Origin of the sequence: Variovorax paradoxus B4 (genome assembly GCF_000463015.1) — a bacterium.
GTDB classification, from domain to species: Bacteria; Pseudomonadota; Gammaproteobacteria; order Burkholderiales; family Burkholderiaceae_C; genus Variovorax; species Variovorax paradoxus_E.
Genome location: NC_022247.1, coordinates 285,713 through 299,182, shown reverse-complemented (window position 1 = coordinate 299,182; position 13,470 = coordinate 285,713). Strand labels below are relative to the sequence as shown.

The window sequence follows — 13,470 nt, the reverse complement described above, 5'->3', positions numbered from 1 at the left end:
CTCAATCTTCGAAGAAGGCGACCGGCAGGCCGGGCGCGTCGACGCGCATCGAGATCACCGTGCCCGATGCGGGCAGCCGCTCGATCTCGGCGGCAGGACGGCCCTTGCGGCCGCTGGTGACGAAGAGCGTCTTCAGGTCGTCGCCGCCGAAGCAGGGCATGGTCGGGCATTGGACCGGAACGGGAACGGCGGTCACGATCTCGCCCGAAGGTGCGAGGCGCAGCAGCTGGGCGCCTTCGAACATCGCGACCCAGTAGTGGCCCTGCGCATCGACCGAGGCGCCATCGGGGCGGCCTGCGTAGCGCAGCATCGGCGAATCGGGGGTCCAGCCTTCGGGCTTGGCGTCGAACTGGTGGAACACGCGGGGCTGCGAGAGCGTGTTGGCCTCGGCGTCCCAGTTCCAGGCGCGCACCTGGTGCGCGGGCGTATCGGCCCAGTACAGGGTGCGCGCATCGGGCGAGAACGCGAGCCCGTTGGCCGTCGTCACCTGGTTGGACATCAGCGTGAGAGTCGGCGCCACGCCGGTGCCGGGGCGCGCATCGAGGCAATAGAGTGCGGCGTTGGCGCGGTCTTTCGCCTCGTTGATCGAACCGCTCCAGAAGCGGCCGAGCGCATCGCATTTGCCGTCGTTGAAGCGCATGGTGCGCACGTCGTGTTCCACGCGCGCCATGGCAACGAGTTCACCGCCCCACTCGCGCGCCCGGTAGATGCCGTCGCGCAGCGCGATCACGAGGCCGCCGCTGCGCGCCGGCGCCATGCAGCCGGGCTCGGTGGACAAGGCCCATCGTTCGACCTTGGCGGAGGGCGTGCCGATGTCGCCGCGGGTGCGCAGCACGGCGCGGCCCGGGATGTCGAGCCAGTACAGGGCGCGTTCCCGCGGATGCCAGAACGGCGATTCGCCGAGTTCGCAGAGGCTGTTGTCGATGGAGGTCCACATGTCCGGAATTGTGCATGGGCGGGCATCGCCGCTCCAGAGGAAAAACGCAGGCAAAAAAAAGCCCGCTGGCGCCGAAGCGCTCGCGGGCTGAACATCCAAAGGAGACCTCGCTGAAAAATCGTTCCGTGTAGTTCTTATAACCAGCCCCCGCACCGCATGCCTTCTTCCAGAAACACCGCGGAACCGGCTTTGCCGGGCCGCTGGTGTTGCCCCCGGTAGGGGGAAGGCGCGCGCGACACGAAGTGCGCGAAGACTGGGGGTTTACCTGTTATATGCGGTCTCGCCGTGGGCGGAGATGTCGAGGCCTTCGCGCTCTTCTTCTTCCGACACACGCAGGCCGATGGTGAGGTCGGCGATCTTGAAGGCAATGAACGCCACCACGCCCGACCACACGATGGTCAGCAGCACGCCCTTGAGCTGGATCCAGACCTGGGCGCCGATGCCGTTGGACACCACGCTGGCCGTGACCCAGTCGCCCACGAGGCCGGGGCCGCCGAGTGCCTGGGTGTTGAACACGCCGGTGAGCAGCGCGCCGACGATACCGCCGACACCGTGCACGCCGAACACGTCGAGCGAGTCGTCCGCGCCGAGCATCTTCTTGAGGCCGTTGACACCCCAGAGGCAGGCGAAGCCGGCGATGAAGCCGATCACGATGGCGCCCATCAGGCCGACGTTGCCGGCGGCCGGCGTGATGGCCACGAGGCCTGCCACGGCGCCCGAGGCGGCACCCAGCATCGAGGCCTTGCCGCGCATCAGCGCTTCACCGATGCACCATGCGAGCACGGCGGCGGCGGTGGCCGAGAAGGTGTTCATGAAGGCGAGCACAGCGCTGGTGCCGGCTTCGAGGGCCGAGCCTGCGTTGAAGCCGAACCAGCCGACCCACAGCAGCGAGGCGCCAACCATGGTGAGCGTGAGCGAGTGCGGCGTGAAGGATTCCTTGCCGTAGCCGACGCGCTTGCCGATCACGTAGGCGCCCACCAGACCCGCAACGGCGGCGTTGATGTGCACCACGGTGCCGCCTGCGAAGTCGAGCGCGCCCCACTGCCAGATCAGGCCGGCCTTGGCGTTCTGTGCGTCCACCACGTTGGCGGCGGTGTAGGCGTCCGGGCCCATCCAGAACCAGACCATGTGTGCCAGCGGTGCATAGCTGAAGGTGAACCAGATCACCATGAACAGCAGCACGGCCGAGAACTTGGCACGCTCCGCGAAGGCGCCCACGATCAGGCAGCAGGTGATGCCGGCGAAGGTGGCCTGGAAGGCGGCGAACAGCAGCTCGGGGATGTAGACGCCCTTGCTGAAGGTGGCGCCGGGCGCGAACACGCCGGTGGCCGGATCGAAGATCCCCTTCATGAAGAGCCGGTCGAATCCGCCGAAGAAGGCGTTCCCCTCGGTGAACGCGATGCTGTAGCCGTAGATGAGCCACAGCACCACGATCATCGAGAAGGTGACCATCACCTGCATCAGCACCGACAGCATGTTCTTGCTGCGCACCAGGCCGCCGTAGAACAGCGCCAGGCCAGGGATGGTCATCATGATGACGAGCAGCGTGGACAGCATCATCCAGCTGGTGTCACCCTTGTTGAAGGAAGGAGCGGCAGGAGCCGCGGCGGGCGCTGCTTCGGCAGCGGCGGCAGCCGGGGCGGCCGCGGGTGCCGGCGCGGCGGCTGCGGGCGCGGACGCCGCCGGCGTCTCGGCCGTGGCAGCAGGCGCCTGGGCGAAGCTCGCCGTGCCTGCAGTGAGCAGGCTCAGACCGAGCGCGAGAGAAACAAGCAGTTTTTTCATGGTTGTTTTTTTCCGGGCTGGATCAGAGGGCTTCGCGACCGGTTTCGCCGGTGCGGATGCGAACGACCTGCTCGAGGTTGTAGACAAAAATCTTTCCATCGCCGATCTTGCCGGTGCGCGCTGCGCCTTCGACGGCTTCGATCACGCGGTCGACGAGGTCGTCGGAAACCGCCGCTTCGATCTTGACCTTGGGCAGGAAGTCGACCACGTACTCCGCGCCGCGGTACAGCTCGGTGTGGCCCTTCTGGCGGCCGAAGCCCTTGACCTCCGTGACCGTGATGCCCTGCACGCCGATGGCCGAGAGGGCTTCGCGCACCTCGTCGAGCTTGAACGGTTTGATGATGGCTGTGACCAGCTTCATGACTTTCTCCTTCTTGGATGGAATGAATGGTGCGGCAGCTTGGGCCGCACCTTGTTCTTGTGTTTACAGCGTCTTGCTGAGCGTAACGATGAAACGCGCCTTGTTGGGCGAGTAATACTGCTCGCCGATGGGGCCGAAGCCGAAGTCGTAGCCCGGGTTGCTCAGCGCGAGGTACGAGCTCTTCTTGTTGGCGCCCTGCACCGAGCCGGCCAGTGCCAGGCCGTTGCCGAAGTCGTACGACACGCCCACGTTGTAGTCCACGTAGCTCTTGTAGCCCAGGCTGCGGATGTCGCTGGACATGTGGGTGTAGCCCACGGCGGCCTTCAGCGTGAGCTTGGGCACGATTTCCTTGCTGTAGGCCAGGTTCAGGTAGCCGGTGTTGCGGCCCTTCAGGCCCGAGCCCGACTTGTAGCCGGCATAGCCGAAGTAGTCCTTGGAGACCGTGTGCGAGTACTTCAGGGTGAACGAGCCGATCGCCTCGTCGGCCCAGGTGCCGGCGCCGTACAGCTCGGTGGTGTTGCCGATGGAGTTGCCCGGGTAGATGTAGGTGAGTGCGCCCACGTCCAGGTCGAAGGGGCCGGCCTTGAACTTGTAGCCGCCGTAGAGGTCGCTCTCGATGCTGTTGCCCTGCAGCCAGTTGACGCTGGAGTTCCAGTTGCCCACGTAGAAGCCGCTCTCGCCGAAGGCATAGTCGAAGCCGCCCTGGATGGCGGGCTTGAAGCCCTTGGTCTTGGCGTAGTCGTTCTTCCCGATCATGTCCTGGTCCTGGCCGCGGAACTTGTAGTTGCTCGTCAGTGCCACATTCCCCGTGAGCTGTGCGCTCGCAAGCATCGGCAGGGCGGCAAGGGCGACCACGGCCATTGCCTGGGCGAATTTACGGTGCATCATCGAGACTCCTCGGAGTTGGTTGGATTGTTGGGGGACACCATCTCATAGCAGGGAGCGTGCCAAAGTGCACGTTTTGCCCTGCGGCACGGCGGCCGCTCCCGCACCGGCAACCCAGGCGAAATAGTTACAAGCGTGTTCAGTTGCGGTACCCCATGGGGCATCGCGGTGCATGAGCCCGACCAAAAACGGGCGCACCACAATGGGGAGGGAGAGAGAAATGAGCCTGTCTTTGGTGCAAAGCCGTGCTTTGCTTGGGCTGGAAGCGGCCAGTGTCACGGTCGAGGTGCATCTGGCGAACGGCCTGCCGAGCTTCACGCTCGTCGGGCTGGCGGAAACCGAGGTCAGGGAGGCACGCGAAAGGGTGCGCTCGGCCATCCAGAACGCCGGCCTGGAGTTTCCGAACAACAAGCATCGTCGTCAACCTGGCGCCGGCCGACCTGCCCAAGGACTCCGGCCGCTTCGCCCTGCCAATCGCGCTCGGCATCCTCGCGGCCAGCGGGCAGATACAGCCTGCGCTCCTTGCGGGACATGAATTTGCCGGCGAGCTCTCTCTTTCAGGCGAGCTGCGGCCCGTTCGCGGCGCACTGGCCATGGCGCTGGCCCTGCACACGCGCGGCATCGCGACACACCTGGTGCTGCCCGCCGGGAGCGCCCGGGAAGCGGCGCTGGTGCCCGGCAGCGAGGTGTACGGCGCCAGGCACCTGCTGGACGTGGTGCAGCGCTTCATGTCCGAAGGCACCGCGCTGCAGCAGGGCGAGGAACAGCAGCAGCCCGCCGCGGACGGCTGGGCCCGGGTTCACGCGGCCGCCGCGCCGCTCTATGCCGACCTGGCCGACGTCAAGGGCCACGCGGGCGCGAAGCGCGCCCTCGAGATCGCCGCCGCGGGCGGGCACAGCCTGCTGATGATGGGCGAGCCCGGCTCGGGCAAGTCGATGCTGGCGCAGCGCTTTGCCGGCCTGCTGCCGCCCATGAGCGTCGACGAGGCGCTGGAGAGCGCGGCCGTGGCCAGTCTGGCCGGCAGTTTCTCGACCGCGCGCTGGATGAACCGGCCAACCTCGGCGCCCCACCACACATCCAGCGCCGTGGCCCTGGTGGGCGGCGGTGTAAGCGCGGTCGAAAAACGCGAACGCATTTAAATAAATGCGAATTTGCGGTTTTGTCGGGGTTTAAATGAGAACGGCCATCTTTCCACGGCCTTCCGATGACCTCTCGTCAGAGGCAGGCCAAGTGCAGGGCACACCCTTCACCAGCAAATGGCAACTCGCTCCGCTAGCGAAGGACTGAGGGGAGATCGCGGCGGAGCAAAGCCGCTAGCTCGTGATCTGGAAATCTGTCCACTGCCGCCTTCCACACTCGACTTGCCTCCTCCGGCTCTCCGGCGTTCCAATGCACGCCGCCCATGTTGAACCAAGCCGATGCGCGGCTGGGATTCAATGCAATGCTCTGCAAGTAGGCATTGATCGACTCCCGAATGCGCCGCAGTTCAATGTCCAAAGCGTCCATCACGGCGCTGTAGAAGCGAAGCGCGCGCTCAAAATCGGTGACGCTCACAAAAACGTGCGAAAACACCTTGGCTCCTCAATGGGATCGGAAGGCACAACGAGCGACTTCCCCCGGCAGGATCCTGCCACAGCTTTGAGGTGATGGGGTTCCGATGCTCTCGCGGTACCTTGGATTCCGCGCCACCCCGATTCCGAATAGCATTCAGGCCAACATGTTCGCAACGCGACGCCACCCTTTGTCACTCGCATTTCGAGGACCCGCCCCGACGCGAAAAGACCTGACACTGCAGCTTCGCGTCGAAGTGACCTCGCGCGGATAGACAACTTCCAATCTGAGGGCGAGTCGTGAGTGTGCACAACAAGATGACAGTGCTTGCGGATACCATCGCCAAGAAGAGCCGTCGGGGCCTTGGCGCGGCTCGGCTGCTGATGGGGCTGTCCGCATTCTTGCTGGTCACCAGCGTGATTGCAGTTGTGCTCTGCACACGTGTCGAATGGTCGCGGTCAATGCCGTACCTGATGTGGGTTCATGTGGCCATCCTCCTGGTTTTCGGAGCTGGAGCCCTGGCGGCACGTCGCCTGCATTCGGATTCATCAGTCCGCGCAAGCCCTCGGCCACGCGAACTCTTCGCACCATGGGTCGTGGTCGTAGCGCTCGCTTCTGTTGCAGCCGCCGCCCCCAACTGGGCGGGCATCCCGGTAGGAATGGGAAAGAGCCCTGATGGCACCAAGGTGACCAGCCGCCACTGGCACACCTCCGCGGATGGCACACGTTTCTACGAGAGCATCAATCGCGGAGCGCCTACGCAGATCTCGCAGGCCGAGTACGAGGAGCTTGAGCGCGGAAACTTCGCAGCATTCGCTCGGGTATGGGTGCTGTTCTCATTCATATCGCTGGTCATGTGGCGCTTCATTGCACTACGCAGGCGAGATGAACTTCTACCGGTAGCGCGCGCTACCGAACCGAACACATCGGTGCCTGAAGGTGGGACAACACGCGAGAGCTCCGCTACAAATGGCGAGCCGGGATGGCAGTCGACAGCGGCCATCGCTTCAATATGGTGCCTGACGATTGTGAGCAATATGCTCGGCTTCGTCGCCGCACCAGACGACATGGTCTGCGCTATGCCAATGTCTTCCCAAATGGCGACCTTGGTCGTCGCAATGCCGCTGGTCTTTTTCGTTGGCATGGCCCTGTTCACCAAGCGTTCGCCATTTCTCTCGCCATGGATCGCTGGCCTTGTCGACGAGAAGTTTGGCGTCGGAAGTTGCGAGCGTTTCGTGGTCCGTCTAAAGCCGCTCCTGCTTTTCGCTGCGGCTGGTCTGCTTGGTGCCGCTGCCACGGCAGCCAGTTGCTGGCGTTCCGGCGCCGGCGACATGGACTGGACGGCGCCCCTGCCCCTATTTCTTGCCTCCGGTAGCATCGCATTTGCCATCGCGCATTTCGTGATGCGCTTTAGGCGAGTTCCAGGTATCTGAGCTTCGGGTCGGATTGAAGATGGGGCAACGCTCTCTTGGAGAGCGGATCTGAGCTTTTGCTGCTGGCCGAGCACAGCCCTGTGCTCGTTCAAATCAGTAGTGGCCAGCCCAGTCCTACACCTTGGCAGCGTCCATGGTCGTTGCCACTTCTCGGAGCTTCTCGAGGCAATCTCCCTCTGGAAATCCGAGCACCTTCCACCGAGGCACGGCGAAAGGCAACCTCTCGAGTAGGTGCCGTGCATGCTCAACAAAATGGGGCCAAGAGACGATGGTCGACGCGCCGCCTTGCGCTTCGCTCAGTACGACCAGGTCACATTCTGGCAACCGTGTGTCCACGTCCTTTGGCAGCACGGCCTAGCTCAGCAGGGCCCCGTCGGTGCTTCTGTCGGGAGCGAGTTGGCCGCAAGCTTCAGCGTAGCGCTCTCGCGTCTATCGCTGGCGAGGCAACGCAGCAGATATGCCTCCAACTGCTGGTGCAATCGCTGCGGGAACACGGCAAGCAATGTGAAGCCGATAGCGCCTCATTGCAAGTCCTCCCCTTAGTCCCGTCACCAAGTCTCTAACAATAGGGGAAATCTGCTTGCCCAAGAAGCGCCATTCCAGGCAACGAACTCATGCTTTGGGAGGCTCGCAATCAATGATCTGCCAGCAGGTACATGCGCAAATCGGCCTGGCCGGGCTCAATGTACTTGTCCTGCCAAGTGTCGTCCTCTTTCAGGAAACCCTGGTCCACGGCCTTCTCCACGCTCTTGCCCGCGATCATCGCCTCGCGCCGGATCTCTTCCTGCACGGCCCGGAAGCGGTAGTGCTCGTAGACGTCCAGCACGTGCACCGCGTAGGCGCAGGCCAGCGCTCGGTTGCCGCGGATCAGGGTCAGGTTCTCGTCGTTGGCATAGGACGCCTTGAACCCGAGGTTGTGGCTGCCCGCGACCACCACGCAATCTTCCGACATGGGGTCGATCACTACCACCTTGTCGTGCACGATCGCATGCCCGATCTTCAGCAGTTCCTTGTCGAAGTTGCCGACCGGGTCCTGCAGGGACGCGGCCCGCACCATCAGCACGTTGGGGGCCCCTGCCGGGGTGTAGATGGCCGGCAGCGGGACCTTGGGCGCTGCCGGATCGCGGGGGGTGTAGCCCGGCATCGCCGTGGGGTCGCTGATCGCTCCGGCGACGAACAGGCCCGGCCGGTGACGACCGAAGGCCAGGGCCGCCGAGATGGCTGTGTTCGCGTCCTGCTGGTCTTCCGCGGTGCGGCCCGGGTTGAAGACGAGGAAGAAGATCGCATGCTTGGCCTTGGACATGAGATCGAAGAGGATCTCCAGGTCCGGCGGCACGGTCCGGGTGGCGGGACTGCCCCGCTTCGGGGTATTCGGTGAGAACCACAGCTGTACCTGCGTGGCGCCACCATCGACGGCGGCGTCAAACGGCTGGCCGTTCGCTTCGCGTAGCGCGGCGCCCTGGCTGGCATTGCTGGCCTTGGACAGCGGCTTGGGCACCGGCTGCTTGTCCTCGCGCAGGCGGTTCCAGTAGTCGAGGTAGTGCTGCGCCACGTCGGGCGAGCGGAAGACGATGGTGTTGTTCGTCTGGGCGCACAGGCCGGTAGGCGTCCAGTTGGTGCTGCCCGTCCACACCGCCTCCGGCTGGCCATCCACCACCAGCACCGCGAACTTGTTGTGACCGATGCCCGCGGACGTATTGAACATCCGGTCCTGCATGCTCCGGGTTTGCAGCTGCTTCGTGCCGATGGCCTTGCGCAGCCGCTGGCGGGCCTCGGCATTCGTCGTGTCCCACTCGCCTGTGCCCTCGTCTTTGCCTGCCGTGGAAAGGATCAGGTGCAGGCGGCCGGCATGTTCCACCAGCAGGTCGATCAGTTCGGGATCGCTCAGCTCGTACAACGCCGCGTAGATCGTCCCGTCCTGGGCCTCGGCGCGCTCGAAGAGTTCGCGCAGCATTGGCAGAACGTCGCCAGCCAGGTAGCGGCGCAGCGGGTCGTCCATGGTTTCTATGCGTTTCCTGACCAGCGCCGCGCTGGGCATCTTGCCTTTGGGTGTGCGCAGTTGCTTGCGCAGGTTCTGGGTCGAGAGGATGCCGTTGTTGAAGCCGACGCTGATCTCGCCCAGGTCGTTGGACGCGACGATCTCGTTGGTCTCGAAGGCCTCGCCGTAGAACGCGAGCGGGATCTTCTTGCCCTTGTACTTGCCAGGCTGGGCCGTGTCGCTCGCCGGAACGGGCGTGAGCCCCCCCTTCATCGGGCCGACCGGTTGGATCTCGTACTTCACGCGCAGGGGACCGGTGCGCGTCGACAGCGTGTTGCGGCTCTTGCGCAGCGTCAGGTCGCGCCAGGAGAACTTCTGGATCGGCCAGACGCTGGTGTCCTGCTCTTCCCAGTCGGGGTTGGACTGGGACTTGAAGGCCACCCAGGAGGGCAGCACCCGGCGCTCACCTGAGTCGAGAAAGACGCGGATCACCATGAAGCCGAGGCACCCCTCAATCCTGCCGTCGGTTTCCCAGGCCAGATAGGCCACCTCGTCGTTGCAGAAGGCCCTTGCCTTGACGATCTTCGCCATGCCGATCTCCTCGTTGTTGTTCGAGATACCCCGGATGTAACGACAAAAATCTGACACTGGTAAGTCATGGGCGTGTCGCAGTGCTGAAACCATGCGGCGAGCTCGCGGCGAGGTTGGCCGCTTCGACGGGTCGCGCAGGATGTTCTTGATGACGATTCCCATTGCGTTCACAATTATGGTGTAAATCATTTACACCATATCTAAAAAAATCCTCAATGACTGACCTCGGCTTGACCAACAACGAAATGACTTCCGCACCCAGCGACGCAACCGACCCGGCAGCGTTAGCCCCCACGGCCCAGCCGCCTGCAGCGTCGACCGCGCCTGCTGCAACGCGGCTGCCATCGAACCCGCCAACTGTGGTGCCGGTTTCAGGCAAAAGCTCAATGGCCAAGAAGGCGCCAGTGCGCAAGCCCAAAGTAGCCGCGACGAAAAAGGCGGCCGCCGAGAAAGTCTCGCCTCGGAAGGCCAAGCCGGCTGAAACCGTGGTGACGAAGTCCTCGGCGAAAAAGGCGGCGGTGACCAAGAAGGCAGTGGTGGCCAAGAAAGCGGCGTCGGGCAAAGTCGGCGTCAAGGCCGCTGGACCCACCTCAGCGAAGAAGGCATCGACACAGAAGACTGTCGCGAAGAAGACGGGGCCCCTGAAGGTCAAGACGGTGAAGGTTGTTGTCGCGCCGCCTCAGGTCATACCGCCTACGGCTCACCGCACGGAACTGGCGACGTCTGCCCAGGCCACTGCGTCAGATTCCGCGCGCGATGCAGCCAAAGCCAAAACCAAACTCGTGCGAGACAGCTTCACGATGCCCCAGCAGGACTTCGGTCTGGTCGCCGTCCTCAAGGACCGTGCGCTGGGTTTCAAACGCCCTGCCAAGAAAAGCGAGCTTCTGCGCGCCGGGCTGCACGCGCTTCAACGGCTCACGGACAACCAACTGCGCGGTGCGCTGGATTCGCTGGTACCGCTGAAGGCGGGGCGTCCAAAGAAGAAGACCAACTGAAGCCCGCGCTGCAGCCCGGGGCTGTCGGCGATGCTTGCGCCAGGGGCGCCTAGCCTGGATATTTCGCGAGTAGAAGGTCGGCAGCCCTGAGCCGGGATGCGTTGTTATTGGTATCTGATGCCAAGAACATGCAACTCGAGAACAGGACTGCCAGTGCCAAAGTGTACCGATGTGCCAGTGAGATTTTGCAAGGTTGGGCGTCGCGTCGTGGAGGCGGCGTTTGACGGCGGAGATATCGTCAGCGACGGTGGTGCGGTACTGCTCAAGCAAGTCGATGAGCGCATCGGCTTGACGCGCGCGGCGGCGCGCGTGTTCGCTGACGCACGGCGCAAGGCCAGCGTGCGTCACGACATTCGCAGTCTGCTCGCGCAGCGCGTGTACGGCTTGTGTTGTGGCTGGGAAAGTGTTTCGCAGCACAACACGCTGCGCCATGACCTGGCGCACCAAACGGCGGTAGGTCGTGTCGTTGAGCTGGCCTCGGCGCCGACGTTGAGCCGGTTGGAGACTTCGGCCACGAGCGAGCATGCCGCGGCGTTGCACGCTGTTTTGTTGGATCAATTCATCGCTAGCCGCATGACGACCCCCGACGAACTCGTGCTCGACATCGATGCCACGCACATCCCGCTGTACGGTGACCAGGAAGGCGCGCACTTCCACGCACATTACGACAACTACTGCTACTTGCCGCTGTACATCTTCTGTGGGCAAGACATGCTCGCGTGCGTGCTGCGCCCGAGCTGGCGCGATCCGGCCAGCGTGCTCAGCGCGTTGATCAAGCTGATCGCGCGACGGCTGCGCCAGGCGTGGCCCGGCGTGCGGCTCGTGGTGCGCGGCGACTCCGGCTTCTGTCGCCCGAAGGCGCTGCGCCGCTTCGACGCCTGGGGCATTGACTACATCGTGGGCCTGCAGAAGAACTCCGCCTTGCTTGAACGCGTGGCCATCGCTGAACACGCGCTGGCCGAGCAGTACGAAGCCGTCGGCACGAAGCAGCGCCTGATCGGCGAGTTCCGATATGCAACGCGCAGCTGGGAGCGTGAGCGGCGCGTCATCGCGCGGCTGGAGCACGGCGCGCAAGGGCGCAATCCACGCTTCGTGGTCACGAGCCTGGAAGCGGGAGACGCCAAGTCGCTGTACGAGGACTTGTACTGCGCCCGCGGTGAGGCCGAGAACCGCATCAAGGAAGCGCAGATCGACCTGTTCGGTCGCCGCGGCAGTTGTCGCCGCTTCGCGTCCAACCAGATGCGCCTGCTGTTGGCTGCGCTGGCCTACACCTTGATGATCAACCTGCGCCGGCTGGCCCTTCAAGGCACGCAGTTGGAACGCGCGTGCACCGCCACCATCCGCGTCAAGCTGCTCAAGATCGGCGCCGCCGTGCTGCGCAATACCCGTCGCATCCGCCTGCTGCTGGCCTCGCACCACCCGCTCAAGCACGTCTTCCTCACGGCCGCTCGCGCACTGGCTCCATAGATCGCGTCGAGTGCTGTCCCCGGCACGTCGACAAACAACGGGGGTAAGGGGGCACTGCGTCTTCAGCCCCAGCAATGCGGCTGAAATCTCACTCATCGCGGTTGTATCGCGCGCTTCGCGCCCTACATTGATCAACTGCCATCGCGACACGTCACTCGCGAAATATCCAGGCTAGCCCAGAGGGGGCGGGCGCTGGGTTGAGTGCAAGAGGCTGGAGTAGCCTTCCCAACTGTGCCTGCCGCTGCGGCGGAGAAGACGGTCGCGGCCATGGGCGAACAAGCTCTGATGCCCGGATTCCCGGGCTTCAACGGCATCGAGCTCGCGCTTGACCTGCTGCACCGAGTCATCGCCTTCCCCGTAGCGGTCCTTCAGGTCCGTCAGGAGATTTTTCAATTCGCAGAGATACCGGGACATGTTTCGCACTCCTCAGAAGGACAGGCAAGCGAAGCCAAAGGAAAGACTGGGAACATACGCCAATGGCCTCGGCGAGGGCGTAACGCTACGTACCGGTAGGCCTCGTACATATCGCGCGGCGGAAGGTGGGTAGACAATGTTTCCGTGGCGCACAAAAAACCTCCCACGTTCCAGCCCTTGGTCGGTATCTATGAGCCGTCGGCGATCCAGCAGTTGCCGGACGGGCGCTTTCTTGTGGTTGAGGACGAAAAGCGCCATCCCTTCAGTTTGGTCATGTTCGGCGCCGACGGAAGTGTCCACAGTACCGAACTCACTGCCGGACTGTTTCAGATCTTCAGCGACTTCTGGAAACTGGATGACCTCGAAGGACTTGCCTTGGATCGGGCAGGTTTCGTCTACGCCATCACATCGCATTCTCGAGACGACGAAGGCGACGAAAAGAAGTCCCGTGAACGACTGGTTCGGTTCCGGGTCGAGGGGAGCCGGGTTGTGGGCCCCAAGGTCGTCGACGGATTGAAGCGTGCCCTGACGGCGAAGCATCCCGAACTGGCCTCGGCAGCCAAGATCCGGGATGTCAAAACTGGCGGCGGGCTCAATATCGAAGCGTTGGAGATCAGCCCCGACCAGCAACGACTGATGATCGGCTTTCGCAGCCCGCTGCGCGGCGGCCGCGCACTCATCGCCAGCGTAGAGAATCCGCATGAGCTCTTCGAGGCGGATGAGGCACCTCGGGTGGCAGCGGATCTCGATGCGCTGGATCTGGGCGGTCACGGAATTCGTGGCTTGTCTTACGCTCCCTCCCTCGGCGAGTACCTGGTCATCAGTGGGCCGGTTTCGCGCGAGCCGAGCCAGTTCGCTCTCTGGCTCTGGAATGGGCAACAAGGTGGCGCGCCGCGCCGTGTGACGGTTCCAGGTCTTCAGGGCCTGGAGCGCGCAGAAGGGGTAAGCCCGGCTGTCATCGACGGGGTGGTCCAGATCATCATCGTCAGCGACGACGGGAATCGGAAGGCAGAACGGTCTGCGAACTATCTTCTGCTGGAACTCGAGCAACTGCAAACTGCGCCTTGAATCGACCA

At 63.8% G+C, this 13,470-nt stretch carries 11 protein-coding genes and 1 pseudogene; 5 read left to right on the top strand and 7 right to left on the bottom strand.

The window, feature by feature from the left end; genetic code table 11:
• Position 1: 1 nt before the first annotated feature.
• The 4 genes from VAPA_RS01370 to VAPA_RS01355 all read right to left on the bottom strand — a co-directional run bounded on the left by VAPA_RS01370 (position 2) and on the right by VAPA_RS01355 (position 3,968).
• A complete protein-coding gene (locus VAPA_RS01370; RefSeq protein ID WP_021004975.1) occupies positions 2-937 on the bottom strand; it encodes an SMP-30/gluconolactonase/LRE family protein in 936 nt (311 codons plus the stop codon).
• 261 nt (positions 938-1,198) lie between these two features.
• A complete protein-coding gene (locus tag VAPA_RS01365) occupies positions 1,199-2,719 on the bottom strand; it encodes an ammonium transporter (RefSeq protein WP_196232537.1) in 1,521 nt (506 codons plus the stop codon).
• Between the two features lie 22 nt (positions 2,720-2,741).
• Complete coding sequence (gene glnK, locus VAPA_RS01360) at positions 2,742-3,080, bottom strand: P-II family nitrogen regulator (protein WP_007833403.1); 339 nt, start codon at positions 3,078-3,080, stop codon at positions 2,742-2,744.
• A 63-nt stretch (positions 3,081-3,143) separates the two neighbouring features.
• Positions 3,144-3,968: a TorF family putative porin gene (locus VAPA_RS01355; RefSeq protein WP_021004973.1), complete on the bottom strand. Its 825-nt coding sequence runs from the start codon at positions 3,966-3,968 to the stop codon at positions 3,144-3,146.
• Between the two features lie 217 nt (positions 3,969-4,185).
• Here VAPA_RS01355 and VAPA_RS01350 point away from each other — a divergent pair.
• Positions 4,186-5,071 (top strand): annotated as a pseudogene (locus VAPA_RS01350) (YifB family Mg chelatase-like AAA ATPase); the annotation flags it as partial.
• Positions 5,072-5,237: 166 nt separating this feature from the next.
• Here VAPA_RS01350 and VAPA_RS01345 read toward each other — a convergent pair.
• Positions 5,238-5,537, bottom strand: a complete 300-nt coding sequence (locus tag VAPA_RS01345) for a tetratricopeptide repeat protein (protein WP_021004971.1) — start codon at positions 5,535-5,537, stop codon at positions 5,238-5,240.
• Positions 5,538-5,815: 278 nt separating this feature from the next.
• On the opposite strand from VAPA_RS01345, the gene VAPA_RS34370 reads away from it, so the two are divergent.
• The gene (locus tag VAPA_RS34370; protein ID WP_155248041.1) at positions 5,816-6,949 is read left to right on the top strand and encodes a hypothetical protein; all 1,134 of its coding nucleotides are present in this window, start codon (positions 5,816-5,818) and stop codon (positions 6,947-6,949) included.
• A gap of 634 nt (positions 6,950-7,583) precedes the next feature.
• Here the strand turns inward: VAPA_RS34370 and VAPA_RS01335 are convergent.
• The gene (locus VAPA_RS01335; RefSeq protein WP_196232536.1) at positions 7,584-9,680 is read right to left on the bottom strand and encodes a phospholipase D-like domain-containing protein; all 2,097 of its coding nucleotides are present in this window, start codon (positions 9,678-9,680) and stop codon (positions 7,584-7,586) included.
• Between the two features lie 53 nt (positions 9,681-9,733).
• Here VAPA_RS01335 and VAPA_RS01330 point away from each other — a divergent pair, with 53 nt between their 5' ends.
• Positions 9,734-10,513 (top strand): hypothetical protein, encoded by a 780-nt coding sequence (locus tag VAPA_RS01330; RefSeq protein ID WP_155248040.1) that lies wholly within the window; start codon positions 9,734-9,736, stop codon positions 10,511-10,513.
• 153 nt (positions 10,514-10,666) lie between these two features.
• Positions 10,667-11,980 carry an IS1380 family transposase gene (locus tag VAPA_RS01325; RefSeq protein ID WP_021004967.1) on the top strand — a complete coding sequence of 438 codons (1,314 nt, stop codon included), beginning with the start codon at positions 10,667-10,669 and terminating at the stop codon, positions 11,978-11,980.
• Between the two features lie 171 nt (positions 11,981-12,151).
• On the opposite strand, the gene VAPA_RS01320 is transcribed toward VAPA_RS01325, so the two are convergent.
• Positions 12,152-12,394 (bottom strand): hypothetical protein, encoded by a 243-nt coding sequence (locus VAPA_RS01320; protein WP_021004966.1) that lies wholly within the window; start codon positions 12,392-12,394, stop codon positions 12,152-12,154.
• Positions 12,395-12,571: 177 nt separating this feature from the next.
• Here VAPA_RS01320 and VAPA_RS01315 point away from each other — a divergent pair, with 177 nt between their 5' ends.
• Positions 12,572-13,462 (top strand): DUF3616 domain-containing protein, encoded by an 891-nt coding sequence (locus VAPA_RS01315; protein WP_230558945.1) that lies wholly within the window; start codon positions 12,572-12,574, stop codon positions 13,460-13,462.
• Positions 13,463-13,470: the final 8 nt, after the last annotated feature.

Bases quoted from the DNA above. Each gene is read 5' to 3' on its own strand.
- VAPA_RS01370 (WP_021004975.1), bottom strand. From the start codon at position 937: ATGTGGACCTCCATCGACAACAGCCTCTGCGAACTCGGCGAATCGCCG.
- VAPA_RS01365 (WP_196232537.1), bottom strand. From the start codon at position 2,719: ATGAAAAAACTGCTTGTTTCTCTCGCGCTCGGTCTGAGCCTGCTCACT.
- glnK (WP_007833403.1), bottom strand. From the start codon at position 3,080: ATGAAGCTGGTCACAGCCATCATCAAACCGTTCAAGCTCGACGAGGTG.
- VAPA_RS01355 (WP_021004973.1), bottom strand. From the start codon at position 3,968: ATGATGCACCGTAAATTCGCCCAGGCAATGGCCGTGGTCGCCCTTGCC.
- VAPA_RS01335 (WP_196232536.1), bottom strand. From the start codon at position 9,680: ATGGGAATCGTCATCAAGAACATCCTGCGCGACCCGTCGAAGCGGCCA.
- VAPA_RS01330 (WP_155248040.1), top strand. From the start codon at position 9,734: ATGACTGACCTCGGCTTGACCAACAACGAAATGACTTCCGCACCCAGC.
- VAPA_RS01320 (WP_021004966.1), bottom strand. From the start codon at position 12,394: ATGTCCCGGTATCTCTGCGAATTGAAAAATCTCCTGACGGACCTGAAG.